The sequence below is a fragment of the Burkholderia sp. B21-005 genome (genome assembly GCF_020843965.1).
GTDB classification, from domain to species: Bacteria; Pseudomonadota; Gammaproteobacteria; order Burkholderiales; family Burkholderiaceae; genus Burkholderia; species Burkholderia ambifaria.
This window is the reverse complement of record NZ_CP086301.1, coordinates 703318-726436: the sequence shown is the minus strand read 5'-3', so window position 1 is coordinate 726436 and position 23119 is coordinate 703318. Positions and strand designations below refer to the sequence as shown.

Annotated in this window: 21 protein-coding genes; 10 read left to right on the top strand and 11 right to left on the bottom strand. The window is 65.5% G+C overall.

From position 1 onward, the window contains the following. Nucleotides 1-26: 26 nt before the first annotated feature. The 6 genes from wecC to LMA02_RS03360 form a co-directional block, all read right to left on the bottom strand. A complete protein-coding gene (gene wecC / locus LMA02_RS03385) occupies nt 27-1340 on the bottom strand; it encodes a UDP-N-acetyl-D-mannosamine dehydrogenase (protein ID WP_228906930.1) in 1314 nt (437 codons plus the stop codon). A 45-nt stretch (nt 1341-1385) separates the two neighbouring features. Further along, on the bottom strand, nt 1386-2567 hold the full coding sequence (wecB, locus tag LMA02_RS03380) for a non-hydrolyzing UDP-N-acetylglucosamine 2-epimerase (protein WP_228906929.1): 1182 nt from the start codon (nt 2565-2567) through the stop codon (nt 1386-1388). 136 nt (nt 2568-2703) lie between these two features. Continuing rightward, nucleotides 2704-4494 carry a polysaccharide biosynthesis/export family protein gene (locus LMA02_RS03375; RefSeq protein WP_228906928.1) on the bottom strand — a complete coding sequence of 597 codons (1791 nt, stop codon included), beginning with the start codon at nt 4492-4494 and terminating at the stop codon, nt 2704-2706. A gap of 127 nt (nt 4495-4621) precedes the next feature. Further along, nucleotides 4622-5728: a lipopolysaccharide biosynthesis protein gene (locus LMA02_RS03370; RefSeq protein ID WP_228906927.1), complete on the bottom strand. Its 1107-nt coding sequence runs from the start codon at nt 5726-5728 to the stop codon at nt 4622-4624. Then, on the bottom strand, nt 5721-6383 hold the full coding sequence (locus LMA02_RS03365; RefSeq protein ID WP_006750676.1) for an ABC transporter ATP-binding protein: 663 nt from the start codon (nt 6381-6383) through the stop codon (nt 5721-5723). The genes LMA02_RS03370 and LMA02_RS03365 overlap by 8 nt, the downstream gene beginning before the upstream one ends. Then, entirely contained in the window at nt 6380-7183 is an 804-nt protein-coding gene (locus tag LMA02_RS03360; RefSeq protein ID WP_228906925.1) for an ABC transporter permease, read from the bottom strand. The genes LMA02_RS03365 and LMA02_RS03360 overlap by 4 nt, the downstream gene beginning before the upstream one ends. A 330-nt stretch (nt 7184-7513) precedes the next feature. Here LMA02_RS03360 and LMA02_RS03355 point away from each other — a divergent pair, with 330 nt between their 5' ends. Beyond that, the gene (locus tag LMA02_RS03355) at nt 7514-8326 is read left to right on the top strand and encodes a mechanosensitive ion channel family protein (protein ID WP_166722334.1); all 813 of its coding nucleotides are present in this window, start codon (nt 7514-7516) and stop codon (nt 8324-8326) included. Nucleotides 8327-8395: 69 nt separating this feature from the next. On the opposite strand, the gene LMA02_RS03350 is transcribed toward LMA02_RS03355, so the two are convergent. Beyond that, entirely contained in the window at nt 8396-9079 is a 684-nt protein-coding gene (locus LMA02_RS03350; RefSeq protein WP_228906924.1) for a DedA family protein, read from the bottom strand. Between the two features lie 173 nt (nt 9080-9252). Here LMA02_RS03350 and mutL point away from each other — a divergent pair, with 173 nt between their 5' ends. Continuing rightward, nucleotides 9253-11235 (top strand): DNA mismatch repair endonuclease MutL, encoded by a 1983-nt coding sequence (mutL, locus tag LMA02_RS03345; RefSeq protein WP_228906923.1) that lies wholly within the window; start codon nt 9253-9255, stop codon nt 11233-11235. Continuing rightward, nucleotides 11232-12206, top strand: coding sequence for a tRNA (adenosine(37)-N6)-dimethylallyltransferase MiaA (miaA, locus tag LMA02_RS03340; protein WP_228906922.1), 975 nt, complete (start codon nt 11232-11234; stop codon nt 12204-12206). The genes mutL and miaA overlap by 4 nt, the downstream gene beginning before the upstream one ends. Nucleotides 12207-12225: 19 nt before the next feature. Here the strand turns inward: miaA and tetR are convergent, their stop codons facing one another. Then, a complete protein-coding gene (tetR, locus tag LMA02_RS03335) occupies nt 12226-12861 on the bottom strand; it encodes a tetracycline resistance transcriptional repressor TetR (RefSeq protein WP_228906921.1) in 636 nt (211 codons plus the stop codon). A gap of 62 nt (nt 12862-12923) precedes the next feature. Between tetR and tet the strand changes: the two genes are divergently transcribed. Further along, nucleotides 12924-14117 (top strand): Tet(A)/Tet(B)/Tet(C) family tetracycline efflux MFS transporter, encoded by a 1194-nt coding sequence (gene tet / locus LMA02_RS03330; protein ID WP_228906920.1) that lies wholly within the window; start codon nt 12924-12926, stop codon nt 14115-14117. 39 nt (nt 14118-14156) lie between these two features. Here tet and LMA02_RS03325 read toward each other — a convergent pair whose 3' ends face one another. After that, nucleotides 14157-14552 (bottom strand): YybH family protein, encoded by a 396-nt coding sequence (locus LMA02_RS03325; protein ID WP_228906919.1) that lies wholly within the window; start codon nt 14550-14552, stop codon nt 14157-14159. A 107-nt stretch (nt 14553-14659) separates the two neighbouring features. Further along, nucleotides 14660-15715 (bottom strand): phosphoribosylformylglycinamidine cyclo-ligase, encoded by a 1056-nt coding sequence (gene purM, locus LMA02_RS03320; RefSeq protein ID WP_228906918.1) that lies wholly within the window; start codon nt 15713-15715, stop codon nt 14660-14662. Nucleotides 15716-15962: 247 nt separating this feature from the next. Here purM and hda point away from each other — a divergent pair, with 247 nt between their 5' ends. Genes hda through panB form a run of 6 tightly spaced genes read left to right on the top strand, consistent with a single transcriptional unit; the run spans nt 15963 to nt 21049 of the window. After that, nucleotides 15963-16697: a DnaA regulatory inactivator Hda gene (gene hda / locus LMA02_RS03315; RefSeq protein WP_006760485.1), complete on the top strand. Its 735-nt coding sequence runs from the start codon at nt 15963-15965 to the stop codon at nt 16695-16697. Between the two features lie 11 nt (nt 16698-16708). Next, nucleotides 16709-17386 carry an HAD family hydrolase gene (locus LMA02_RS03310; protein ID WP_006750664.1) on the top strand — a complete coding sequence of 226 codons (678 nt, stop codon included), beginning with the start codon at nt 16709-16711 and terminating at the stop codon, nt 17384-17386. Nucleotides 17387-17391: 5 nt separating this feature from the next. Continuing rightward, the gene (gene pcnB, locus LMA02_RS03305; protein ID WP_228906917.1) at nt 17392-18930 is read left to right on the top strand and encodes a polynucleotide adenylyltransferase PcnB; all 1539 of its coding nucleotides are present in this window, start codon (nt 17392-17394) and stop codon (nt 18928-18930) included. A 35-nt stretch (nt 18931-18965) separates the two neighbouring features. Next, on the top strand, nt 18966-19508 hold the full coding sequence (folK, locus tag LMA02_RS03300) for a 2-amino-4-hydroxy-6-hydroxymethyldihydropteridine diphosphokinase (RefSeq protein ID WP_006750662.1): 543 nt from the start codon (nt 18966-18968) through the stop codon (nt 19506-19508). Next, nucleotides 19505-20191: a deoxynucleoside kinase gene (locus LMA02_RS03295; protein ID WP_006750661.1), complete on the top strand. Its 687-nt coding sequence runs from the start codon at nt 19505-19507 to the stop codon at nt 20189-20191. Before folK ends, LMA02_RS03295 begins: the two co-directional genes overlap by 4 nt. 42 nt (nt 20192-20233) lie before the next feature. Beyond that, a complete protein-coding gene (panB, locus tag LMA02_RS03290) occupies nt 20234-21049 on the top strand; it encodes a 3-methyl-2-oxobutanoate hydroxymethyltransferase (protein WP_011656041.1) in 816 nt (271 codons plus the stop codon). A gap of 150 nt (nt 21050-21199) precedes the next feature. Here the strand turns inward: panB and LMA02_RS03285 are convergent, their stop codons facing one another. After that, nucleotides 21200-23119, bottom strand: a complete 1920-nt coding sequence (locus LMA02_RS03285; RefSeq protein WP_228906916.1) for a chorismate-binding protein — start codon at nt 23117-23119, stop codon at nt 21200-21202.

Below are 23119 nucleotides of genomic sequence, written 5' to 3'. Positions count from 1 at the left end.
ACGCCCGGAGCGCGGACGGGAGCCACTCAACCCCAGATGCCTTTGGTATCGACGAGTCGCTGTGTTTCGCGCAGAGTCGGTTTCATTGCCTTGAATTGCGCGTGATCGACCAGCATGACAAGGACGTCCGCACGTGCCAGTGCGCTGTCGAGATCCATCAATCGCGCGCCGCCAAGCTCGAGCTTCTCCGGCATCGCGTCGATATGCGGCTCGACAACGAGGACTTGCTCCGGATACGCATCGGCGAGCTTGTGCGCGATATCGAGCGACGGACTTTCTCGCAAGTCATCGATATTCGGCTTGAACGCAAGACCGAAGCACGCAATTCGGATGTCGCGTCGCGGTTTTCCGGCTTCGCACAGCGAATCGACCACGGCGCGCACCTTGTCGATCACCCAGAGCGGCTTCGAATCGTTCACCTCCCGCGCCTGTCGAATCAACTTCGCCTGGCCCGGGGTTTTGTTGACGATGAACCACGGGTCGACCGCGATGCAATGACCACCGACGCCCGGCCCCGGCTGGAGAATATTGACGCGCGGATGGTGATTCGCGATATTGATCAATTCCCACACATTGATGTCGAGCTTGTCGCAAATGAGGGAAAGCTCATTGGCAAACGCGATATTGACGTCGCGGAATGCGTTCTCGGTCAGCTTCGACATCTCTGCCGTGCGCGCGTCCGTGACCAGCAACTGACCGCTGACGAACGTACGGTAGACCTCTTGCGCACGTACCGCGGAAAGCGGATTGACGCCACCGATCACGCGATCGTTTTCGATCAGTTCGCGAATCACCTGTCCGGGAAGGACACGTTCGGGACAATAGGCAACGTAGACGTCGCAATCACCGCCGCCCTTCTCCGGAAATACGAGGTCCGGTCGAGCGCGCGCCAACCATTCCACCATCCGCTCGGTCGTACCGACAGGCGAGGTCGACTCGAGAATGACGATGTCGCCCTGCTTGAGAACCGGGGCGATCGATTCGCACGCAGCCTTGACGTATGACAGATCCGGCTCGTAGTTACCGTGAAATGGTGTCGGCACCGCGATCATGAAAGCGTCTGCGGCTTCGGGCCGGGTTGTCGCGCGAAGCCACCCCTCTTTCACTGCCGCGTGCACGACGATATCCAGTTCCGGCTCGACGATATGAATCTCGCCTCGATTGATCGTATCGACAGCATGCTGGTCGATATCGACACCGACGACCTTGATCTTGCGCGACGCGAGCACGGCCGCGGTCGGAAGACCGATATATCCGAGTCCGATGACGGATATGGATTGGATGGCATTTTTCACGGAACGTCCTTGATGATGTGTGGAGGCGCGGCAACGCTTCGACATGCCGCGCGAATCAGGGCTGACTGATCGCCCTTGCCGTGCGCGGCATTACCCGGCGAACGCGCGAACCGAACCTGGAATCGAAGAGAACGTCTGTGGCTCGCTGCGATCGCTTTCGCCGACGAGGTGACGCACGATGCGTTCGCACGCACGGCCATCTCCATACGGGTTGTGTGCACGCGCCATGTCCTCGTAGCGCACCGGGTCGTCGAGCAATTCGCGACAGGCCGCGACAATTCGGCTGCTGTCCGAACCAACCAGTCGAACCGTTCCGGCCGCAACCGCTTCAGGCCGCTCCGTCGTATCGCGCATCACGAGCACCGGCTTGCCGAGCGACGGCGCCTCTTCCTGAATTCCCCCCGAATCGGTGAGGATCAGCGTGGCGCGCGACATCAGATAGACGAATGGCAGATAGTCCTGAGGCGCCAGCAGGTGAACGTTCGAGATGCCGGAGAGAATCTCTTCCGCCGGCTGCTTGACCTGCGGATTCAGGTGAACCGGGTAAACGAAATCGACGTCCGTGTAGTGCGCCGCCAGTTGACGGATCGCCTGACAGATATTCCGGATCCCTTCCCCGAAATTTTCCCTGCGATGCGCCGTCACGAGCACCATGCGGCGCCCGCCTGCAAGCGCCGGAAACGCGTCGTGCATCTGGCGCTGGAGTGCCTCATCGTGCTTGAGCCTGCGCGTAACCGTGAGCAACGCGTCGATGACGGTATTGCCCGTCACGATGATGTCCTCGTCGCGAACCCGTTCCGCGATGAGGTTCTCGCGCGACGCCTCGGTCGGCGCGAAATGAATGTCGGCGAGCTGGCCTGTCAGCTTGCGATTGCCCTCTTCGGGCCACGGCGAGTACATGTCGCCGCTACGCAGCCCCGCTTCGACGTGCCCCACCTTGATCTTCAGGTAGAACGCCGCCAGTGCGCTTGCGAACGTGGTCGTCGTATCGCCATGCACCAACATGTAGTCGGGCCGATACGATGCGAGAACGGGCGTGATCTCGTTCACGATGTCGCACGTGATCGACTGGAGCGTTTGCCCCGCCTTCATCAGATTCAGGTCGTAATCCGGCTTTATCTCGAAAAGTTCGAGTACCTGGTCCAGCATTTGCCGGTGTTGTGCAGTGACGCATACGCGACAATCCACACCCGACCTCCCCCTAAGCGCGTGTACCAGCGGCGCCATCTTGATCGCCTCCGGCCGCGTGCCAAACACGGTCAGAATTTTCATGATAATTATCGTTGCTATTATTTTTACGAGCCCCCGAAGGAGCAATCTGCCGGTGCGTTCGTGCCAACGAGCCGCCCGCGGCCCTCTCGGTGTCACATGACGCGCCCTCTACGCGTCATGTGACGTGCTGCAACCATCACCAGAAGATCAACTTCGCGGCCACTGCCATTTGATAGAGGATCTGCGTAATCCCGCGCGTGATCTCGATACTCTTCGACCTCACCTTCGGTAACACCATGAGCTCATCGCCGGCCTCGACCTTCGCACCGCTGTCGGCCAGTTCGGCCTTGCCGTTTTGGTGAATCACGATGATCTTGCTGTTGTCGGCCTTCTGCGTGTATCCGCCGACGTGCGCGACATAGTCACTGGTCGTCATGCCCGATTGCCATTCGACCGCGTTCGGGAAGAGCACCTCTCCATGCACCATGACGACACTGGTTCTTTCGGGGATGTTGACGACGTCGCCATCCTCCAGAATCACGTTGCCCATCGTCTGCTCGTTGAGCACGACCTGCCCCTTGAACTCGGTCTTGCTCGCAAGCGCGGCAAACTTCGTGATGTTCTCGGCTTCCTTCGAGCGCAGATTGGCTTCCTCGCTCGTCGCGGACGGCGCGGACAACGCCGCCTCCTGAAGCTTCTGCAGTTCGACGCCCAGCATTTCCTTTTGCCGATCCGCCACCGACTTGCGGAACAACTGGGCCTCGTCCACGCGTGACAACGGATTTTTGCGAACCTGGCTCAGCACCTGCGCCATCGTGGAACCATACGGAAGCACCAACGCATGCTCTCCCGAATGGGCGCCCTCGACGCGAACCTGAATCGTGCCGGCGTAGCGATCGGATGTGACCGCGAGCTGATCGCCGTCGTTGAGTCTGACGTTCGAAGCGTTCGAAATCGGGTAATACTCGGTGGTCCGTTCGGTGCCCTGGCGACGCACGATGCTGACATGCGTGGCACCCGGTTTCGGACGCGCAACCGCAAGCGCCTGCTGAAGCGTAATGACCGGCGTGGCGAACTCGAAGTCGTATGCGTTGTAGACCTCGCCTCGCACCGTGAAAACGTGTTCGCGCGGCCCAACGACGATCACGTCGCCATCGGCCAGCTGCAGCTGATCGATCTCGCCATTCAACAAGAAGTCGTACAGGTTGAAGCGCTTGCGCACCACCCCGCCGCGCTTGACCATCACGTCGACATAGCTGCCTCGGTCGACGTCGACGCCACCGGCTTTGTCGAGATAGGACAGGATGCTTTCCGACGCGATGCCGCCATACATGCCCGGCTGCTTGACATATCCAGTGACGAAAACCTTCACCGGCTGCGCGACGTCCAGGCTGGCATAAACGTTCACGTTTGCCTTGTAGACTTTGCGCACTTCATTCAGCACACGCCCGTTCAAGTCGGCATTGCGAACCCCGGCAACCGTCACCGGCCCGACATTCGGCACGAAGATATTTCCCTGCGGATCGACGGTCAGCTGGCCGTCGAATACGAAAGCACCCCACATCCGCAGCGTAACGGTGTCGCCAATGCCGACCTGATAACCCGGATTGAAGCCGGTCCCCCGACTGTTGTGGAAGGTCCCGCCAAACAACTGAGAGCCGAACATGCTGTTCGGCGCCTGCGGAGCAACGCTGACGTCGACCGGACTCGGAGCCATCCCTCCGGGTCCGCCTTGCTGACGCGACACCTTGCCGCCTTGAAGCATCATTGCCCCGGCCGCTGCGCCGTCCGGGTTGTACCCGAAACCCGTCGAAGCGGCGCCGCGCTGTCCACCGTCAGCCGCGCCCCTGGACGACGTCGAGCCACTATCGCTGTCGGTTGCCGAGAGCCCGAACAGCGTATCGCTGAGCCCGGCCCAACCCGCTGTGCTCGCGGCGCCCAGCATCAGGGCAATCAATGCCTTTCGGCCTGTTGATAGATTGATCATCTCAATATTTGCGTTCGTCGATGCCTGCTTGCATTCGCCACCCCGTTACGGCAACGACGCTGTACCAGCCATTCAAGTTCGTGCGAACTGCCACCCCGATCCGAAATCCCGGCGGCAGTCGTGTCCGTTACGTCCGGTGATCTTCGATGATCGCTTGCGCCAGCCTCACGACACCGAACAACAACAACAATCCGACAACGAGGGACATCATGATGTGAAGCCTGCGCGGGTACTCGGCCTCTTCCGGCAGGTTGGGCGTCACGATCACGGACAGGCTCTTTGCCTTGTGCCCCGATTCGATCCGAGCCTTCTCGAATGTCGACAGCGATACCTTGTACAGGTCGGTCGCAAACTGGAGGCGAGACTTGAGTTCCGCGTACTGCGCGGCCGTCCGGTTCATCTTGCCGTCGCCGGGCGCACTGAGCTTGGCTCGCTCGACCGCAATCTGCGCGACAAGGGCCGATAGCGCGTTGCGCTTCGCTACGACCGGCGGCGCGTCGTCGTTCATGTAGGTCTGCAGGTTGCGCAATTCCGCTTCGAGCTCCGCCTGCTTCGACTGCATTTCGACCACCATGCGCCCGCCCGCTTCGGCGCTCGCCGTCGGGTCCAGCATGCCGGTCTTGTTTTCGAATGCGATCACCGCATCACGTGCCGTCTTGACTTCGTCATACGAGCGGTCGATTTCCTCACGCGCAAACAGCATGTCGTTGCGCGAAATGCGATGCGACAACTCGTTCAGGAAAGCTTCGCTTTCGCTCAGCAACGTTCGATTGAACGTCTGCGCGAAGGCCGGCGACAAACCTTGTGTTCGAATCGTCAAAAGCCCCGTCTTGTCGTCCACATCGACGCTGACACGCCGCATGTAGTACTTCAGCGTTTCCTCTCGCGTGGCTTGCGGCGAAAGCCGGTTGAACAAGTCGAGCCCGACATGTCCGAACGCCTCCTTGAGCTTCAGCCGCGCATCCACTTTCGCCAGCATGTCCGGCGATTCGATGTACTGCTTGAGCACGACTGCGTCGTCCCGCGCCGATGCATCGGCTCCTCCCCCAAGCAGCGCCTGAATATTCAGCCCCGTGCCGACAGAACGTCCGGAGTCCTTGACCAGCACCTGCGATTCACTGACGTAGCGATCCCGGGAAACCAGCCCGAGATACAACCCGCACACAACAAGCGGTACCGCGACAAGCGACACCTGCAGCCGATGCCCGCGCAGCTTCCCCAACCAATCAGACATTGTTCTCTTGCTTGTAAACTTCGATCGCCTCATTCACGTCGGGGTAGTACGTGACTTTCCCGTCGCCGATCAGCAACCCGACGTCGCAGACCCGACTTACCTCGTCGAGGCCGTGCGACACAAATATGAACTGGCTGACGGCGCGCCTGGCCATCATCAACGCCTCGCTTTTTTTTCTGAAGACGGCATCGCCGACCGCCGTCACCTCGTCAATCACGTAGTAGTCGAAGTCGAACGCCATCGACAGCCCGAAACCCAAGCGCGCGCGCATGCCGGTGGAGTAGCTGCGGATCGGCATGTCGAAGAACTTGCCGAGTTCGCAGAAATCCGCGACAAACCGCACCTTCTCCGCCAGCTCGCCCTTGCTCGCGTACAGGCGTGCGACGAACTTGACGTTCTCGCGCCCCGTCATGCTGCTTTGGAAGCCGTTCGCGAGACCGACCGGCCACGAAATGCGCCGATTGGTCACGACCCGGCCGCGATCGGGCCGATCGATGCCGCCGATGATGCTGAGCAGCGTGCTCTTGCCGGCGCCATTACGCCCGATCAGACCAATACTTTTCCCCGATGGCACTTCGACATTGACGTCCTTGAACACGTAATGTCGACCCGACGGCGTCTTATACGATTTCGTGAGATTCTCGAGTCGAATCATGATCGCAGCAGGGAGGGTTCACGGGCCTTGTACAGGGCCATACCGACGAACAGAACGACCAGCGCACAAAACGCGGGGTAGGCGAGCCCGACGTTTTCAACCGCGTATGCCGGCACGATCGTATGCCGCAATAACTCGAGAATATGAACGAGAGGATTCCACAATACCCAGCTGCGGTATTCCGCCGGAATGGTCGTCAGTGGATACATCACCGCACTGGTGAAATAAAGGGGCCGCATGAACAACGGGATGACCTTCTCGCTGATCGGGAATTCATGGCCAATAACCATGAAAATGATCCCGACACCCAGCCCGAGAAGCACGAGTATCGCCCAAATTCCGGCGAGTTCCGGGATGTCACCCAATTGGACCGGCTGCCCTCCGAGGCCGAGAATAACCAGCAATACAACCAGGACCACCGCGCTGATAATACATTCGAGACCCGCACGTGCGATCAGTGTATCCAGCGGATGCACCGGACGATAGCTCAGCAGTCCGAGATTTGCCTCTAGCGCGTTCAACGATCGCAGCGCGATGTTGATGAACATGAAGTACGGTACCAGACCGCAGATGAGAAATACAGGAAACGAAATACCGGGCATCGTATGTTTCGCTATCAACCCCAGGATTGCGAACAATACGAGCATGTGAACGACAGGCTCGAGAAATACCCACAGGTACCCAAGCCTGTGCTTGCCGAACCGGGTCTTCAGTTCGCGCAAAAACAATGCATAAACGACTCTTCGCTGAATAGCAAATGCTTCGCCCAGCCTGGAATCCCCGTTTGGCGGTTCTGCCATACCCAACCCCGGTCCCACTTTTATCGTTTGCGCCCCGTGCGTGGTGAAACTTTTGCCCCACGCTCCTGAATTTTTAAATCACCTCAAACTACCGAGGCGCCGCATTGTACCAGCTTACATGCAAGAAAACTTCCTTACTTTTAAATGTGTTAACGCTTCTATACATACTTTCGATTTTCGCAACGCAGCTGCTTGCGGCAGTAAAAAATGCCAATCCTTTGTTGCGCAATGCAGACCTACGAATTATCGCCGCGGCGTGTTGTAAAATACGGTAATAATCAGACTATATGCAGCCTGAAACTGCCACATTCACCTCACCGCGGAGCCCCCATGCCGAACCTAGAAACCGCCCAGCAATTCCTGATGACCCGCGGCCTCGACCTCGGCCTGAACCTCCTCGCCGCGGTCGTCCTATGGTTCATCGGCCGCTGGGCGATCCGCATCGGCACCCGGCTACTCGGCAAGGTCGTGCGCCGCAGCGGCAAGGTCGACCCGACGCTCACCGACTACCTGACCTCGGTGGTCGGCGTGCTGCTGACGATCCTGCTGATCCTCGCGATCCTGCAGATCTTCGGCGTTCAGACCACGTCGTTCGCCGCACTGCTCGCCGGCCTGGGCCTCGCGATCGGCACCGCCTGGGGCGGCCTGCTCGCCCACTTCGCCGCCGGCGTGTTCATGCAGGTACTGCGTCCGTTCAAGATCGGCGACGTGATCAGCGCGGGCGGCGTCACGGGCACGGTGAAGGAACTCGGCCTGTTCGGCACGACGATCATCACCGCCGACAACATCGTGACGATCGTCGGCAACAACAAGATCTTCTCGGACAACATCGCGAACTACAGCGCGACGCCGCATCGCCGCGTCGACCTGACCGCGAAGATCGCGAACGGCGTCGATGCCGTCGACGCGATCAACCGCCTGAAGACGCAGATCCAGGTGATCCCGAATGTGCTGAAGGTGCCCGCGCCGGACGTCGGCGTGCTGCAGTTCACGCCGGAAGGCCCGCTGCTGTTCGTGCGCCCGTCGACGCAGCCGGAGAACTACTGGCAGGTGTACTGCGATACCAATCGCGTGATCCTCGAGACGTTCCGCGACGCGCAATACCCGACGCCCGAAACGCCGCTCTCGCATCGCAATACCTGAACCGCACGGACGAAAAAAAAGCGTGGCAACCGCCACGCTTTTTACTGCGCCGAAGAGAAACGTGCCGGCTCAGTGCCCGCCCGTCTTCCGCGCATCGCCCGAGTGCCGCCCGCGCACCAGCTTCCACAACGCGCCAAGCGCGATCGGCACGATCGCCGCGCCGATCCCCACCAGCACGATCACGTTCAGATACTGGCGGATGAACGGGATATTGCCGAAGAAGTAACCGAGCAGCACCAGCAGCAGCACCCAGACCAGCGCGCCGATCACGTTGAACAGCTGGAAGCGTGCGAAGCTCATCGACGACGCCCCGGCAACGAACGGCGCGAACGTGCGCACGACCGGGATGAAGCGCGCGAGCACGATCGTCTTGCCGCCGTGCTTGTCGTAGAACGCGTGGGTCTTCTGCAGCGCCGCGCGATCGAGGAAGCGCTCGAGCACCGGGATATGAGTATTGAACACCTTCGGCCCGACCCAGCGGCCGATCACGTAGTTCAAGGTATTGCCGGCAATCGCCGCGACCAGCAGCAGCACGATCAGCACGACGACGTTCATGTCGCCCGTCGCCCCGAACGCACCGCCGATGAACAGCAGCGAATCGCCGGGCAGGAACGGCAACACGACGAGCCCCGTCTCGCAGAACACGATCAGGAACAGCACCAGATACACCCATGCGCCGTACTGCCGGATGAAGTCGCCGAGGAACGCGTCGATATGCAGGACCAGGTTGACGAAATGAAGCAGCGTATCCAAATGCGATTCCTCGAAGGCGAAAAGGCCGCAGCGGCCGGAAAAAGCGGAAGCGCCCGCCGGACAAGGCGGCGCGCGGAACGGAGCCATCATACCGAAACTACCTTAAGGCTCCGTGAAAAAACGTAACCATCCGCGGCCCCGGCATGCATCCGCCGCCTCGCTATAATTCCGCCATGTCCGATATCACCGAAACGGCCGCGGGCGCCGCGCCCGCCCCCGCTGCGCGCCCGCTGCGCGCGATCCAGCCCCTGCCCGACCAGCTGATCAGCCAGATCGCCGCCGGCGAGGTCGTCGAACGCCCGGCGTCGGTCGTCAAGGAGCTGCTCGAGAACGCGATGGACGCCGGCGCGAGCACGCTGCGCATCGTGCTCGAGGAAGGCGGCGTCAAGCGCATCTCGATCACCGACGACGGCTGCGGGATTCCGCCCGGCGAACTGCCGCTCGCGCTGATGCGCCACGCGACGAGCAAGATCCGCTCGCTCGAGGAGCTCGAGGCGGTCGCGACGCTGGGTTTTCGCGGCGAAGCGCTCGCGTCGATCGCGTCGGTCGCCGAGATGTCGATCACGAGCCGCACGGCCGACGTCGCCCATGCGACGAAGATCGACGCGACCACGGGCGCGCTGTCGCCGGCCGCCGGTGCGGTCGGCACGACGATCGAGGTGCGCGAGCTGTACTTCAACACGCCCGCGCGCCGCAAGTTCCTGAAAAGCGAGCAGACCGAGTTCGGCCACTGCCTCGAAATGATCCGCCGCGCGGCGCTCGCGCGGCCGGACGTCGCGATCTCGGTGCTGCACAACGGCAAGGCCGTCGAGCACTGGAACGCGACCGAACCCGCGCAACGCGTCGCGAAAATCCTCGGCGACGGCTTCGCCACCGCGCACCTGCCGCTCGACGAGCAGGCCGGACCGCTCGCCGTCTACGGCTGCGCGGGCCTGCCGACCGCGAGCCGCGGCCGCGCCGACCAGCAATACTTCTTCGTCAACGGCCGCTTCGTGCGCGACAAGTTGCTCACGCACGCGGTGCGCGCGGCGTACGAGGACGTCCTCCACGGCGACCGCTACCCGTCGTACGTGCTGTTCCTCGACCTGCCGCCCGAAGCAGTCGACGTGAACGTGCACCCGTCGAAGATCGAAGTGCGGTTCCGCGATTCGCGCTCGATCCACCAGTACGTCTTCCACGCGGTCCAGCGCGCGCTCGCCCGCCATGCGGGCGCGTCGCCGGAAACCACCGCGGGCGGCCACGCCGCGCAACTCTCACCGGCGCCGGGCGGCCCCGCGTCGTTCCTGAATACGCCGCTCGGCCTGGGCGCGGCCACCGGCACGGGCGGCAGCGGCTTCTCGTCGCCGTCATCCTCATCGTCGTCCGGCAACACGTGGATGCGCCAGGCGCGCATGACGCAGGGCACGCTGCCGGTCGCGCAGCCGCTCGCGCTCTACGACGCGCTGTTCGGCCGCAAGGACACGGGCGCCGGCGCGCCGGACGGCACGACCGTCATCGCGCACGATTCGGCGAGCGCGCCGAACACGCCGCCGGGCTTCATCGCGTCGCCGCTCGCGGCCACCGCACACGACGAGCAGCCGCTGGGCTTCGCGCTCGGCCAGATCCACGGCATCTACGTGCTCGCGCAGAACGCGCACGGCCTCGTGATCGTCGACATGCATGCGGCGCACGAGCGGATCCTGTACGAACAGTTCAAGAACGCGCTCGCCGACCGCACGGTCGCCGTGCAGTCGCTGCTGCTGCCGATATCGATGACGGCGACGCCGGTCGAGATCGGCACGGTCGAGGAAGAGCGCGACACGCTCGAATCGCTCGGCTTCGACCTCGCGGTGCTGTCGCCGACGACGCTCGCGATCCGCGCGGTGCCCGCGCTGCTGAAGGATGCGGACCTGCAGTCGCTCGCGCGCGCGGTGCTCGCCGACCTGCACGCGTTCGGCGGCTCGCGCGTGCTCACCGAGCGCCAGCACGAGTTGCTCGGCACGCTCGCATGCCACCACGCGGTGCGCGCGAACCGGCGCCTGACGCTCGACGAGATGAACGCGCTGCTGCGTCAGATGGAGGCAACCGAACGCGCGGACCAGTGCAATCACGGCCGACCGACGTGGTATCAGCTCACGCTGAACGATCTCGACCGCCTTTTCATGCGCGGGCAATGAGCGCTTCACCGCAGTCCCCGCCGACGACGATCGCCTGCCTGCTCGGCCCCACCGCGTCGGGCAAGACGGCCGCCGCGCTGGCGCTCGCCGCGCGCCGCCCGATCGAGATCGTCAGCGTCGATTCGGCGCTCGTCTACCGCGACATGGATATCGGCACCGCGAAACCGACACGCGACGAACGCGCGAGCGTGCCGCACCATCTGATCGACATCATCGATCCGGCCGATGCGTATTCGGCGGCCGAATTCCGCGCCGACGCGCTGCGCCTGATCGGCGAGGTCGCCGCGCGCGGCCGCACGCCGCTGCTCGCGGGCGGCACGATGCTGTACTACAAGGCGCTGACACAGGGCCTCAACGACCTGCCGACCGCCGATCCGGCCGTACGCGCGGAGCTCGACGCCGATGCCGCGCGCGACGGCTGGCCCGCGCTGCATGCGCGGCTCGCGCAGGTCGACCCCGCGACGGCCGCGCGGCTCGCGCCGAACGATTCGCAGCGGATCCAGCGCGCGCTCGAAGTGTTCCTGCTGAGCGGGCAGCCGATGTCGGTGCTGCTCGCCGCGCCGCGGCGCGCGGACGACGAGGCCGCCGCGTACCGCTTCGTGCCGGTCGCGCTCGAACCGTCGGACCGCGCGGTGCTGCACGCGCGCATCGCGCAACGCTTCGACGCGATGCTCGACGCGGGCTTCATCGACGAGGTCGAACGGCTGCGCCGTCGCGAGGATCTGCATCTCGGCCTGCCGTCGATGCGCTGCGTCGGCTACCGGCAGGCCTGGGAATTCCTCGACGGCGACACCGACTACCGGACCATGCGCGACAAGGGCATCTTCGCGACGCGCCAGCTGTGCAAACGGCAGATCACGTGGCTGCGCGCGATGCCCGAACGGATCGTCGTCGACTGTGTCGCGCCGGATGCGACCGCGCACGCGCTCGACACGCTCGAACGCGTGCTGGACGACCGCCTGCCGGCCTGATCCGGGCGCGGGCGCGGGGTCAATCGCCGCGCAGGCGAGCCGCCAGACGCGCGCGCGCGCCATCGACGATCAACGCAACACCGCGCTCGAACGCTTCGTCGCCGCCACGCTCGCGCAGCGCAGCCCAGCCCTGCGCGAGGAGCGGATGCTCGGCCGCGTCAGGCAGCGTCGTGTCGGTTTCGCGTTCCGCTTCCGCCTGCTCTTCCAGCACCCAACCGACCACGAAGCGGCCGAGCGCATACATCACGTCGACCGCTTCGTCCGGCGCAAAGCCCGCCCCGGCCAGCAGCACCACCTTCCGTTCGATCGAACCGAAATGCAGCGTGCGCGGCCGCGTACCGGCATGCAGGCGTGCGCCGTCGCGATAGGCCAGCAGCGCGCGACGGAAACTGCACGCATTCTCGACAAGCCACGCATCCCAGGCGTCGCCCGGCCGCGGCAGCGACGCGCCGTGGCGCTCGAGCATGATCGCCTCGGCCATCGCGTCGAGCAGCTCGGCCTTGTTGCGGAAGTGCCAGTACAGCGTCGGCGACTGCACGCCGAGCCGCTCCGCGAGCCGCCGCGTCGACAGCCCGTCGATACCGACCTCGTTCAGCAGATCGAGCGCCGCGCGCATCACCGTGTCGCGCGTCAGCCGCGCACCCGTGTCCTTCATCTCTATCACCGATAGGGAAACTATGGAATAATCGCCACTCTATCATCGATAGAGTGGTCGCCTTGAATCCGTCCCTGATTGCCATCCTCGCCACGGTCTTGCTCGACGCGATCGGCGTCGGGATCGTGATGCCGATCCTGCCTGGCCTGCTGCGCACGCTCACCGGCGCCGGCAGCACCGACACCCACTATGGGATCCTGCTCGCGCTGTACGCGTTCGCCCAATTCCTGTGCGCCCCGCTGCTCGGCACGCTGAGCGACCGCTTCGGCCGCCGGCCCGTGCTGCTCGCGTCGCTTGCGGGCGCCGCGCTCGACTACTTGCTGATGGCGCTCGCGCCGACGCTGGCCTGGCTTTACGTCGGGCGGCTGATCGCCGGCATCACCGGCGCGAACGTCGCGGTCGCGACCGCGTACGTGACCGACGTCACGGCCGAACCCGACCGCGCACGGCGCTTCGGCCAGCTCGGCGCGATGATGGGCGTCGGCTTCATAGCGGGCCCGCTGATCGGCGGGCTGTTCGGCGCGCTGCACCTGCGCGCGCCGTTCGTCGCGGCCGCGCTGCTCAATGCGCTGAACCTCGCGCTCGTATGGCGCGCGCTGCCGGAATCGCGTCCGCGCGCGGCCCGGGAAAGTCGCGGGCTCGCCACGCTCAACCCGTTCGCCGGCCTGCGCCGGCTGAGCGGCGCGCCCGCGCTCGTGCCGCTGATCGGCATCTACGTGATCGTCGCGCTGGTGTCGCAGGCGCCCGCGACGCTGTGGATTCTGTACGGCCAGGAGCATTTCGGCTGGTCCACGCCCGTCGCGGGGCTGTCGCTCGCCGGCTACGGTGCGTGCCACGCGCTCGCGCAGGCCTTCGCGATCGGGCCGCTGATCGCACGGCTCGGCGAGCGCCGCGCACTCGCCCTGGGCCTCGCGGGCGACGCGCTCGGGCTGGTAATGATCGCGTTCGCGACGGCCGCATGGGTGCCGTTCGCACTGCTGCCGCTGTTCGCGGCGGGTGGCATGACGCTGCCGGCGTTGCAGGCGATGCTCGCGCGTCAGGTCGACGATGCGCGCCAGGGCGAACTGCAGGGCACGCTCGCGAGCGTGGCGAGCCTGATCGGCGTCGCCGGGCCGCTCGTCGTCACGACGACCTACGCGGCCACCCGCGGCACGTGGCCGGGGCTCGTATGGGCCGCGGCCGCGCTGCTCTATCTGCTGGTGCCGCCGTTGCTGGCGGGCGCGCGCCCGACGAGCGCACCGCGGCCGTCCGCGTGAACGACGGCCGGCCGCCCGGCAGCGCTCACGCCACCTCGCTCAGTGCGCGAGCGTCACGAGATTCGCATCGCGCGTGAGCTGCCAGCGGCCATCCGACTTGCGGAAGATCGTCAGCGTATGGCCCGAGCGGCGCACGGTGTCGCCGCCCGGCGGCGTCACGTCGATTTCGAGGAAATTGCGCAGGTACGCCCAGTCGCCCATCACGCGCAGTTCGTCGATCCGGTAGCGGCCATCGACCTTCGGCCCGTTGCCGGCCGCCGCATTCGCGTCGCGCGAGGCGGCCGCGAACGCCGCCTTGTCGAACGGCGGCTTGCCGGCCACCATGAAAATCGCGTCGTCGGCGATCAGGTCGAGCACGGTCGCCAGATCGCCGCGCCGGCTCGACACGAACCAGGTTTCCACCAGCTCGCGAATCGCGCGTTCGTCTTCGGTCATCGTCGTTCCTCCTTCGGGGGCGCGTCGAGATGCCTGCCCGCGCCAGAAAAAAAGCCGCCCGGATCGACTCCGGGCGGCTTTCCTTGCTGCATCCTGCGTGCGCTGCGTCAGACCACGACCGTCTGCGCCTCGCCTTCGCGGCTCGCACGCACGGTGCCGATCTTCCACACCTGTTCGCCGGCGGCCGTCAGGTCGGCGATCGCCGCGTCGGCGTCCGCCGCCGACACGATCACCGCCATGCCGATCCCGCAGTTGAACACGCGGTGCATTTCCGCGTCGGCGACGCCGCCGTGCTCCTGCAGCCACTTGAACAGCGGCGGCAGCGGCCATGCGTTCTGGTCGAGCTCGGCGGTGAGGCCTTCGCGCAGCACGCGCGGAATGTTCTCGACGAGGCCGCCACCAGTGATGTGGGCCATACCCTTCACCGGCAGCTTCTGCATCAGCGTGAGCAGCGGCTTCACGTAGATGCGCGTCGGCGCCATCAGCGTGTCGGCCAGCGAGCGGCCGTGGAAATCGGCCGACAGGTCGGGGTTCGCGCGCTCGATGATCTTGCGCACGAGCGAGAAGCCGTTCGAGTGGATGCCGCTCGATGCGAGGCCGAGCACCACGTCGCCTTCGGCGATCGTGCTGCCGTCGATGATCTTGCTCTTCTCGACCGCGCCGACCGCGAAACCGGCCAGGTCGTATTCGCCGTCCGGGTACATGCCCGGCATTTCGGCCGTCTCACCGCCGATCAGCGCGCAGCCCGACAGTTCGCAGCCGTGCGCGATGCCCTTGACGACCGTGGCGGCCGTGTCGACGTCGAGCTTGCCGCACGCGAAGTAGTCGAGGAAGAACAGCGGCTCGGCACCCTGCACGAGGATGTCGTTCACGCTCATCGCGACGAGATCCTGGCCGACGGTGTCGTGTTTGTTCAGATGAAAGGCCAGCTTGAGCTTGGTGCCCACGCCGTCGGTGCCCGACACGAGCACGGGCTCCTTGTACTTCTTCGGCACTTCAAACAGCGCGCCGAACCCGCCGATGCCGCCGAGCACGCCGTCGCGCAGGGTTTTCTTCGCAAAAGGCTTGATCTTGTCGATGAGCGCGTCGCCAGCGTCGATGTCGACGCCTGCGTCGCGGTAGGACAGACCCTGAGCGTCGGGAGCGGATTTCGGAGGATTCATGGGGGAATGCGAGAAGGTCGGTAAAATGCGATTTTACCCGAAGCCGGCCCGTTGGCCGGAATTCCCAGCACCGAATCGTCAGGGATTGCATCTTGGTCGACACGTCCCCGTTTTCATCGCTCCGCGAGCCGCGCCGAAACCCGCGCGCCGCCGTGCGTGCGGCCGCGTGTGCAGGCACCGGAGCAGCCCCCCGCGCGTGCCCGGCGTACGCCGCGCGTTTCATCAACCGACCCGCATTGTGACTGTTGTGTCCCGTCAACTGACGCTCGATCTCGGCACGCCGCCGCCCGCCACGTTCGACAACTTCATCATGAATGAGGAGAACGACGAGCTCATCTCGCGGCTTCAGAAGCTCGACCTCGCGCTCGCGGCGGGGCCCGTGCCGGACCGGTCGTTCTACATCTGGGGCGAGCCCGGCAGCGGCCGCACCCACTTGCTGCAGGCGCTCGTGAGCGACGCGTCGTACGGCTACGCGCGCTACCTCACACCGCAGAGCCCGCTCGGCGCGTTCACGTTCGACCCGCGCATCGGCATCTACGCGATCGACGACTGCGACCGGATGAGCGACACGCAGCAGGTCGCACTGTTCAACCTGTTCAACGAGGTCCGCGCGCACCCGTCGAGCGCGTTCGTCGCGGCAGGCCCCGCGGCGCCGCTCGCGCTCGACGTGCGCGAGGATCTGCGCACGCGCCTCGGCTGGGGGCTCGTGTTCCACCTGTCGCCACCGTCCGACGCCGGCAAGATCGCCGTGCTGAAGCTCGCGGCCAAGGAGCGCGGGATCGCGCTCACCGACGATATCGCCGCCTACCTGCTCACCCATTTCCGCCGCGACATGCCGAGCCTGATGGCGCTGCTCGACGCGCTCGACCGCTTCTCGCTCGAGCAGAAACGCGCCGTCACGCTGCCCTTGCTGCGCCGGATGCTGGCGCGCCCCGGCGACGACATCGCACCGCCGGGCACAGGCCCCAACCGCTTCGAGTAAAATGCGCATCCATGACTAATCTGGCACTCTTTGACCTCGATCACACGCTGATCCCGACCGATAGCGACCACGAATGGGGTCGCTTCATGGTGAAGCTCGGCATCGTCGACGCGGAAAGCTTCTCGCGTCAGAACGATCAGTTCTTCGCCGACTACAAGGCCGGCAAGCTCGACATCCATGCGTATCTGTGCGCGATGCTCACGCCGCTCGCGAAGTACTCGCGCGCGCAGCTCGCCGAATGGCACGAGCAGTACATGCACGAGGTGATCCGCCCCGCGATGACGCCCGCCGCGCTCGAACTCGTGCGCAAGCACCTCGATGCCGGCGATCTGTGCTGCGTCGTGACGGCGACCAACGAATTCATCACGCGTCCGATCGCGACCGCGTTCGGCGTCGACACGCTGATCGCGTGCGAGGTCGAAACGACCGACGGGCACCCCGACTCGCCGTACACGGGCCGGCCGACCGGCACGCCGAGCTATCGCGAAGGCAAGATCGTGCGCACCGAAGCATGGCTCGCGTCGCTCGGCAAGCACTGGGACGACTTCGAACACAGCTACTTCTACAGCGACTCGCACAACGACATCCCGTTGCTCGAGAAAGTCACCGACCCGATCGCGACCAACCCTGACGACACGCTGCGCGCGCATGCAAGCAACCGCGGCTGGCGCATCCTCGATCTTTTCTGAACGTCGTGATCAAAAAATTCATTCGCAAGCTGCTCGGCCAGGACGACGCCGAACAAACGTCGCCCGTCGAGGCGCCCGCCGTCGAAACGGCCCCCGCTCCGCGCCCCGCGAAGGGTAGCCGCGGCAGCGGCGCGGCCAAAAAACCGCGCGGCAATCACGAACCGACCGTCGTGCCGGCCAGCGTGCACCAGATCGATCCATCGCTGATCTCGCGGAACGCGGTGCGCGTGACCGACACGCTGCAGCAGGCGGGTTTTCGCGCGTTCATCGTCGGCGGCGCGGTGCGCGACCTGCTGCTCGGCATCGCGCCGAAGGACTTCGACGTCGCGACCGACGCAACGCCGACCGAGGTGCAGCGCCTGTTCCGCCGTGCGCGCCTGATCGGCCGCCGCTTCCAGATCGTCCACGTGCAGTTCGGCCAGGAACTGATCGAGGTGTCGACGTTCCGCGCCCTGGTCGACGCACCGCCCGAAGCCGCCGCGGCCGAGCCGCCGAAGCGCCTGAAGCGCGACGAGCTCGATCGCCGCACGCATGCGGTGGATGCAAGCGGCCGCGTGCTGCGCGACAACGTCTGGGGCGAGCAGCACGAAGACGCCGCGCGCCGCGACTTCACGATCAACGCGATGTACTACGATCCGTCGACGCAGACGGTGCTCGACTACCACGACGGGATGGCCGACATACGCGCCCGCCTGCTGCGGATGATCGGCGATCCGGCCACGCGCTATCGCGAGGATCCGGTGCGGATGCTGCGCGTCGTGCGCTTCGCGGCGAAGCTCGGCTTCGAGATCGAGACGCACACGCGTGAACCGATCAACGCGTTGGCCGACCTGGTCAACAACGTGCCGGCCGCGCGCCTGTTCGACGAAATGCTGAAGCTGCTGCTGTCGGGCCAGGCGCTCGCGTGCCTGCAGCGGCTGCGCAAGGAAGGCCTGCACCACGGGCTGCTGCCGCTCCTCGACGTCGTGCTCGAACAGCCGCAGGGCGAGAAGTTCATCACGCTCGCGCTGAACAACACCGACGCGCGCGTGCGCGCCGGCAAGACGGTGTCGCCGGGCTTCCTGTTCGCGACGCTGCTGTGGCACGACATGCGCCAGCGCTTCGAACAATACACGGCCGAAGGCGAAATCCCGGTGCCGGCGCTCCATCGCGCGATGGACGACGTGATCGACATGCAGACCGAGAAGCTCGCGATCCACAAGCGCTACTCGGCCGACATGCGCGAAATCTGGGGCCTGCAGTTGCGCCTGGAAAAACGCTCGGGCCGCAGCGCGATGCGGCTGCTGGAACACCAAAGGTTTAGAGCGGGGTATGATTTCCTCCTGTTACGCTGCGCATCCGGCGAGCTGGAAGCAGCTGTCGGCCAGTGGTGGACGGATTTCATCGAAGGCGACGCAGCCGCTCGTGAGGCACTCCTCACGCAGGGTGGCTCGAAGGAAAAATCGCCCCGCAAGCGGCGCCGCCGCGGCGGTGTGCGAAACCGCAAGCCGGACGAAGGCGCAGCCGAGCAGGCGCCGGACACCGCAGGCGGTTCCGACGACTGACGCGCTCGCCGGCGAACGACGTAGGAAGTGATGCCATGACGGTTGCATATATCGGACTGGGGGCGAATCTCGGCGATGCACGCCAGACCCTGAAGGACGCGGTGGTGTGTCTTGCGCAGCAGCGCACCATCTCGATCCTCGGCAAGTCGAGCCTGTATCGCACGGCGCCCTTCGAGGCGGGCGGCGACGATTACTACAACTGCGTCGTCAAGCTCGACACGACGCTGTCGGCCCGGGAGCTGCTCGCGCTCTGCCAGAAGATCGAACATCACTTCGGGCGCGAGCGCCCGTATCGCAACGCGCCGCGCACGCTCGACCTCGACATCCTGCTGTTCGGCACCGACTCGATCGACGAACCCGACCTGATCGTCCCGCATCCGCGCCTCACCGATCGCGCCTTCGCGCTCGTGCCGCTCGTCGAAATCGAGCCGGCGCTCGATATCCCGGCGCGCGGCCGCGCCGATGCGTTCCTCGCCGCCGTCGCCGACCAGCGCGTCGAGAAGGTGCAGACCTGTCAATGCCTGATGCAGAAGGCCCTGGCCGCCGGCGCCGACGCCGACAAGAACCGCTGCCCATGAACACCACTCCGCTGACCGTCACCGCCCCCGACCTGCGCGCCCCCCATCGCTATCTCGTGATCGAAGGCCCGATCGGCGTCGGCAAGACGACGCTCGCGCGTTTGCTCGGCGAGCGCTGGTCGATGCAGGCGCTGCTCGAACGCCCGCAGGACAACCCGTTCCTCGAACGCTTCTACCGCGACACCGCGCGCTACGCGCTGCCCGCGCAGCTGTCGTTCGCGCTGCAGCGCGCGCAGCAGGCGCGCGAACTGATCGGCGCGCTCGACACGGGCCGGCCCGTCGTCGCCGATTACATGCCGCAGAAGAACGACATCTTCGCGCGGCTGAACCTGCCGGAAGACGAATGGCAGCTGTATCGGTCGATCGCGACGCACCTCGATGTGCCGCAGGCGCCCGCGCCCGATCTCGTCGTCTACCTGCAGGCGAGCCCCGAGGTGCTGTTCTCGCGCATCCAGAAGCGCGGGCTGCCGATGGAACTGCAGATCAGCGACGCATACCTGCGCTCGCTCGTCGACGCGTACAACGAATTCTTCTATCACTACGACCGCACGCCGGTACTGACGGTCGCAGCCGAACACCTGAACCCGCAGGATTCCCCCGAAGACCTCGCGCTGCTGATCGAGCGCATCGAGACGATGCGCGGCCGCAAGGAATTCTTCGTCAAGGGCGAGACGACGCGCTGACGCGTCCTCGCCTGTCGTTTTCACCATCGAACCGGATTTCCCATGACCTATCTCCAGGAATCGAGCCGGCCTGCCGTCACGGTGCCGAAGCTGCAGGCAATGCGCGATGCCGGCGAGAAGATCGCGATGCTCACCTGCTACGACGCGAGCTTTGCCGCCCTGCTCGACCGCTCGGGCGTCGACGTGCTGTTGATCGGCGATTCGCTCGGCAACGTACTGCAGGGCCACACGACCACGCTGCCCGTGTCGCTCGACGACATCGCGTACCACACCGCCTGTGTCGCGCGTGCGCAGCCGCGCGCGCTGATCATCGCCGACCTGCCGTTCGGCACCTACGGCACGCCGGCCGAGGCATTCGCGAGCGCCGTGAAGCTGATGCGCGCCGGTGCGCAGATGATCAAGCTCGAAGGCGGCGAGTGGCTCGCCGAAACGATCCGCTTCCTCGTCGAGCGTGCGGTGCCCGTGTGTGCGCACGTCGGCCTCACGCCGCAGTCGGTGCACGCGTTCGGCGGCTTCAAGGTACAGGGCAAGACCGAGGCCGGCGCCGCGCAACTGCTGCGCGACGCGCGCGCGGTCGAGGATGCCGGTGCGCAACTCGTCGTGCTCGAAGCGGTGCCGACGCTCGTCGCATCCGAAGTCACGCACATGCTCAAGATTCCGACGATTGGCATCGGTGCAGGCACCGACTGCTCGGGCCAGGTGCTCGTGCTGCACGACATGCTGGGCATTTTCCCCGGCAAGCGTCCGCGCTTCGTGAAAGACTTCATGCAGGGCCAGCCGACCATCCAGGCGGCCGTCGAAGCCTATGTGCGCGCTGTGAAAGACAGTTCGTTCCCCGGCCCGGAACACTCGTTCTGACGCGCGGCCGGCGGCGCGTTCGCCGGCGTCGTCTCGATACAAAAAAGCGCGGCACCCTTTGCGGGGTGCCGCGCTTTTTTGTCCGGACGCCCGGTTGCCGAAGGTGTGCGGCACCGGTCCTTCGGGCACGCGGCCCGAACCGTCATTGCGTCATGTCAATACCGCGTCGAGCGCGCCGCGCAGCGCGTTGGTCAGCAGCAGCGCTTGCGCGCGCGCAAGGTCGTCACACGTGACGATACGCTCCACCGCGCCGAACGCGCGGTCGTCGAGCAGCACGCCGCGCATCACGCCCGGCAGCACGCCGCTCGCCAGCGGCGGCGTCACCCACTGGCCGTCGAGCTTCACGAACAGGTTCGAGCGCCCGCCTTCCGTCACCTCGCCGCGCTCGTTGACGAACAGCATGTCGAAGCCGCCGAGCGCTTCCGCCGCCTGCCATGCACGGTCGTATTCGACGCGACGCGTGGTCTTGTGCAGCAGCAGCGCGTCGTCGGTGCGGGTCGGTGCGAAGCCGTGCGCGGACGCGAGCATCACGCGGACCGGCCCCGCGGGCAGCGGCTTCAGCGCCGCGGCCGTGATGTCGAGCGTGCCGTCCTTCGCGAGCGCCAGCTTCATCCGGTACGGGCCATCGCCGTCGAGCGCCGCGCAGCGCGCATCGACCTCGCGACGCAATGCGTCGGCATCGAGGCGGAAGCCGAACGCATCCGCGCTGCCCTGCAGCCGCGCGAGATGGCGCTCGAGATACCGGATGCCGTCCGCACGCGTCGCCGCGGTGGTTTCGAACAACTGGAAGCCGGGATCGGCGTCGGTCAGGAATCGTGCTTTCAATTCACACTCCGCATATTCGTCGGCGGCAACGCTGTCGAGCACGATACCCGCGCCGACCCCCATCGTGCCGCGCCGCCGGCCGGCCCGGCGAGCCGCCGCCTCGCCCGCGTCGACCGTTGCGACAGCATCGATACCGACCGCTTCGAGCGTGAGCGTCCGGATCGCGACCGACAGGCAGAAATCGCCGCAGCCGGCCACGCCGTCGGGCGCCGCATCGCCTGTCGACTGGCCTTCCCTCTGCGCATCGAGCCAGCCGATCGCGCCCGTATAGAGCCCGCGCGGCGTCGACTCGATCGCGTCGATCAGTTCCATCGTCTTGTGCTTCGGCGCACCGGTGATCGATCCGCATGGAAACAGCGCGCGCAGCATCTGCGCGAACGTCGTCCCGTCGCGCCAGCCGGCCTCGACCGTCGACGTCATCTGCCACACCGACGCATACGGCTCGACCGAGAACAGCGCCGGCACCTTGACCGTGCCCGTGCGCGCGATCCGCGACACGTCGTTGCGCAGCAGGTCGACGATCATCACGTTTTCCGCGCGGTTCTTCGGATCGTTCGCGAGGAACGCGGCCGCCGCCGCATCTTCACGCGGATCGGCCGAGCGCGGCGCAGTGCCCTTCATCGGCCGCGCGCGCAGCACGTCGCCGTGCTTCTCGACGAACAGCTCCGGCGAGCACGACACGACCCACGCGCCGCAGGGCAGCGCGATCAGCGCGCCGTAACGCACGGGCTGACGCGCGCGCAGCCGCCGGTACAGCGCGGGCGGCGTGCCGAACATGTCGAAATTCAGCCGGTACGTGTAGTTGATCTGGTACGAGTCGCCCGCGCGCAGTGCATCGTGCACGGCGGCGATCGCCGCGTCGAACGCGTCGCGCGACACGCTCTTCGCGACGTGCGCGACGCTCGCGATCGACGGCGGGCCGCCGCCATCCTGCTGCGCGAGCCACGCGTCGACTTCGTCGCGCGACAGGCGCTCGCAGCGCGCAAACAGCAAAAAGCGCAGCGGGGCATGGCCCGGTTGCGCTCTTTCCAGATTGCGTCCGAATTCGTAGTCGCCGACGACCACCGCATGCAGCCCGTCGCGCAGATCCTGCGCCACCGCCGCATCGACTTCGTCGAGCCGCGCCGGATCCGTGCATACGCGTTCGCGCACGAAACCGGAATACAAACGACTCGACCGCGCAACCGCGGTCGAGTCGCAATCGTCCAAGAGCGCGAATGACGCGCTCTCGTTGCCTTCAGTCAT

What these genes read in the sequence shown, in the direction of transcription:
- folK (WP_006750662.1), top strand. Translation starts at nt 18,966, where the DNA reads ATGACGGTTGCATATATCGGACTGGGGGCGAATCTCGGCGATGCACGC.
- wecB (WP_228906929.1), bottom strand. Translation starts at nt 2,567, where the DNA reads ATGAAAATTCTGACCGTGTTTGGCACGCGGCCGGAGGCGATCAAGATG.
- LMA02_RS03375 (WP_228906928.1), bottom strand. Translation starts at nt 4,494, where the DNA reads ATGATCAATCTATCAACAGGCCGAAAGGCATTGATTGCCCTGATGCTG.
- mutL (WP_228906923.1), top strand. Translation starts at nt 9,253, where the DNA reads ATGTCCGATATCACCGAAACGGCCGCGGGCGCCGCGCCCGCCCCCGCT.
- LMA02_RS03310 (WP_006750664.1), top strand. Translation starts at nt 16,709, where the DNA reads ATGACTAATCTGGCACTCTTTGACCTCGATCACACGCTGATCCCGACC.
- panB (WP_011656041.1), top strand. Translation starts at nt 20,234, where the DNA reads ATGACCTATCTCCAGGAATCGAGCCGGCCTGCCGTCACGGTGCCGAAG.
- purM (WP_228906918.1), bottom strand. Translation starts at nt 15,715, where the DNA reads ATGAATCCTCCGAAATCCGCTCCCGACGCTCAGGGTCTGTCCTACCGC.
- LMA02_RS03360 (WP_228906925.1), bottom strand. Translation starts at nt 7,183, where the DNA reads ATGGCAGAACCGCCAAACGGGGATTCCAGGCTGGGCGAAGCATTTGCT.
- wecC (WP_228906930.1), bottom strand. Translation starts at nt 1,340, where the DNA reads ATGTCGAAGCGTTGCCGCGCCTCCACACATCATCAAGGACGTTCCGTG.
- miaA (WP_228906922.1), top strand. Translation starts at nt 11,232, where the DNA reads ATGAGCGCTTCACCGCAGTCCCCGCCGACGACGATCGCCTGCCTGCTC.
- tetR (WP_228906921.1), bottom strand. Translation starts at nt 12,861, where the DNA reads ATGAAGGACACGGGTGCGCGGCTGACGCGCGACACGGTGATGCGCGCG.
- LMA02_RS03365 (WP_006750676.1), bottom strand. Translation starts at nt 6,383, where the DNA reads ATGATTCGACTCGAGAATCTCACGAAATCGTATAAGACGCCGTCGGGT.
- LMA02_RS03295 (WP_006750661.1), top strand. Translation starts at nt 19,505, where the DNA reads ATGAACACCACTCCGCTGACCGTCACCGCCCCCGACCTGCGCGCCCCC.
- LMA02_RS03285 (WP_228906916.1), bottom strand. Translation starts at nt 23,119, where the DNA reads ATGACTGAAGGCAACGAGAGCGCGTCATTCGCGCTCTTGGACGATTGC.
- LMA02_RS03325 (WP_228906919.1), bottom strand. Translation starts at nt 14,552, where the DNA reads ATGACCGAAGACGAACGCGCGATTCGCGAGCTGGTGGAAACCTGGTTC.
- LMA02_RS03370 (WP_228906927.1), bottom strand. Translation starts at nt 5,728, where the DNA reads ATGTCTGATTGGTTGGGGAAGCTGCGCGGGCATCGGCTGCAGGTGTCG.
- LMA02_RS03355 (WP_166722334.1), top strand. Translation starts at nt 7,514, where the DNA reads ATGCCGAACCTAGAAACCGCCCAGCAATTCCTGATGACCCGCGGCCTC.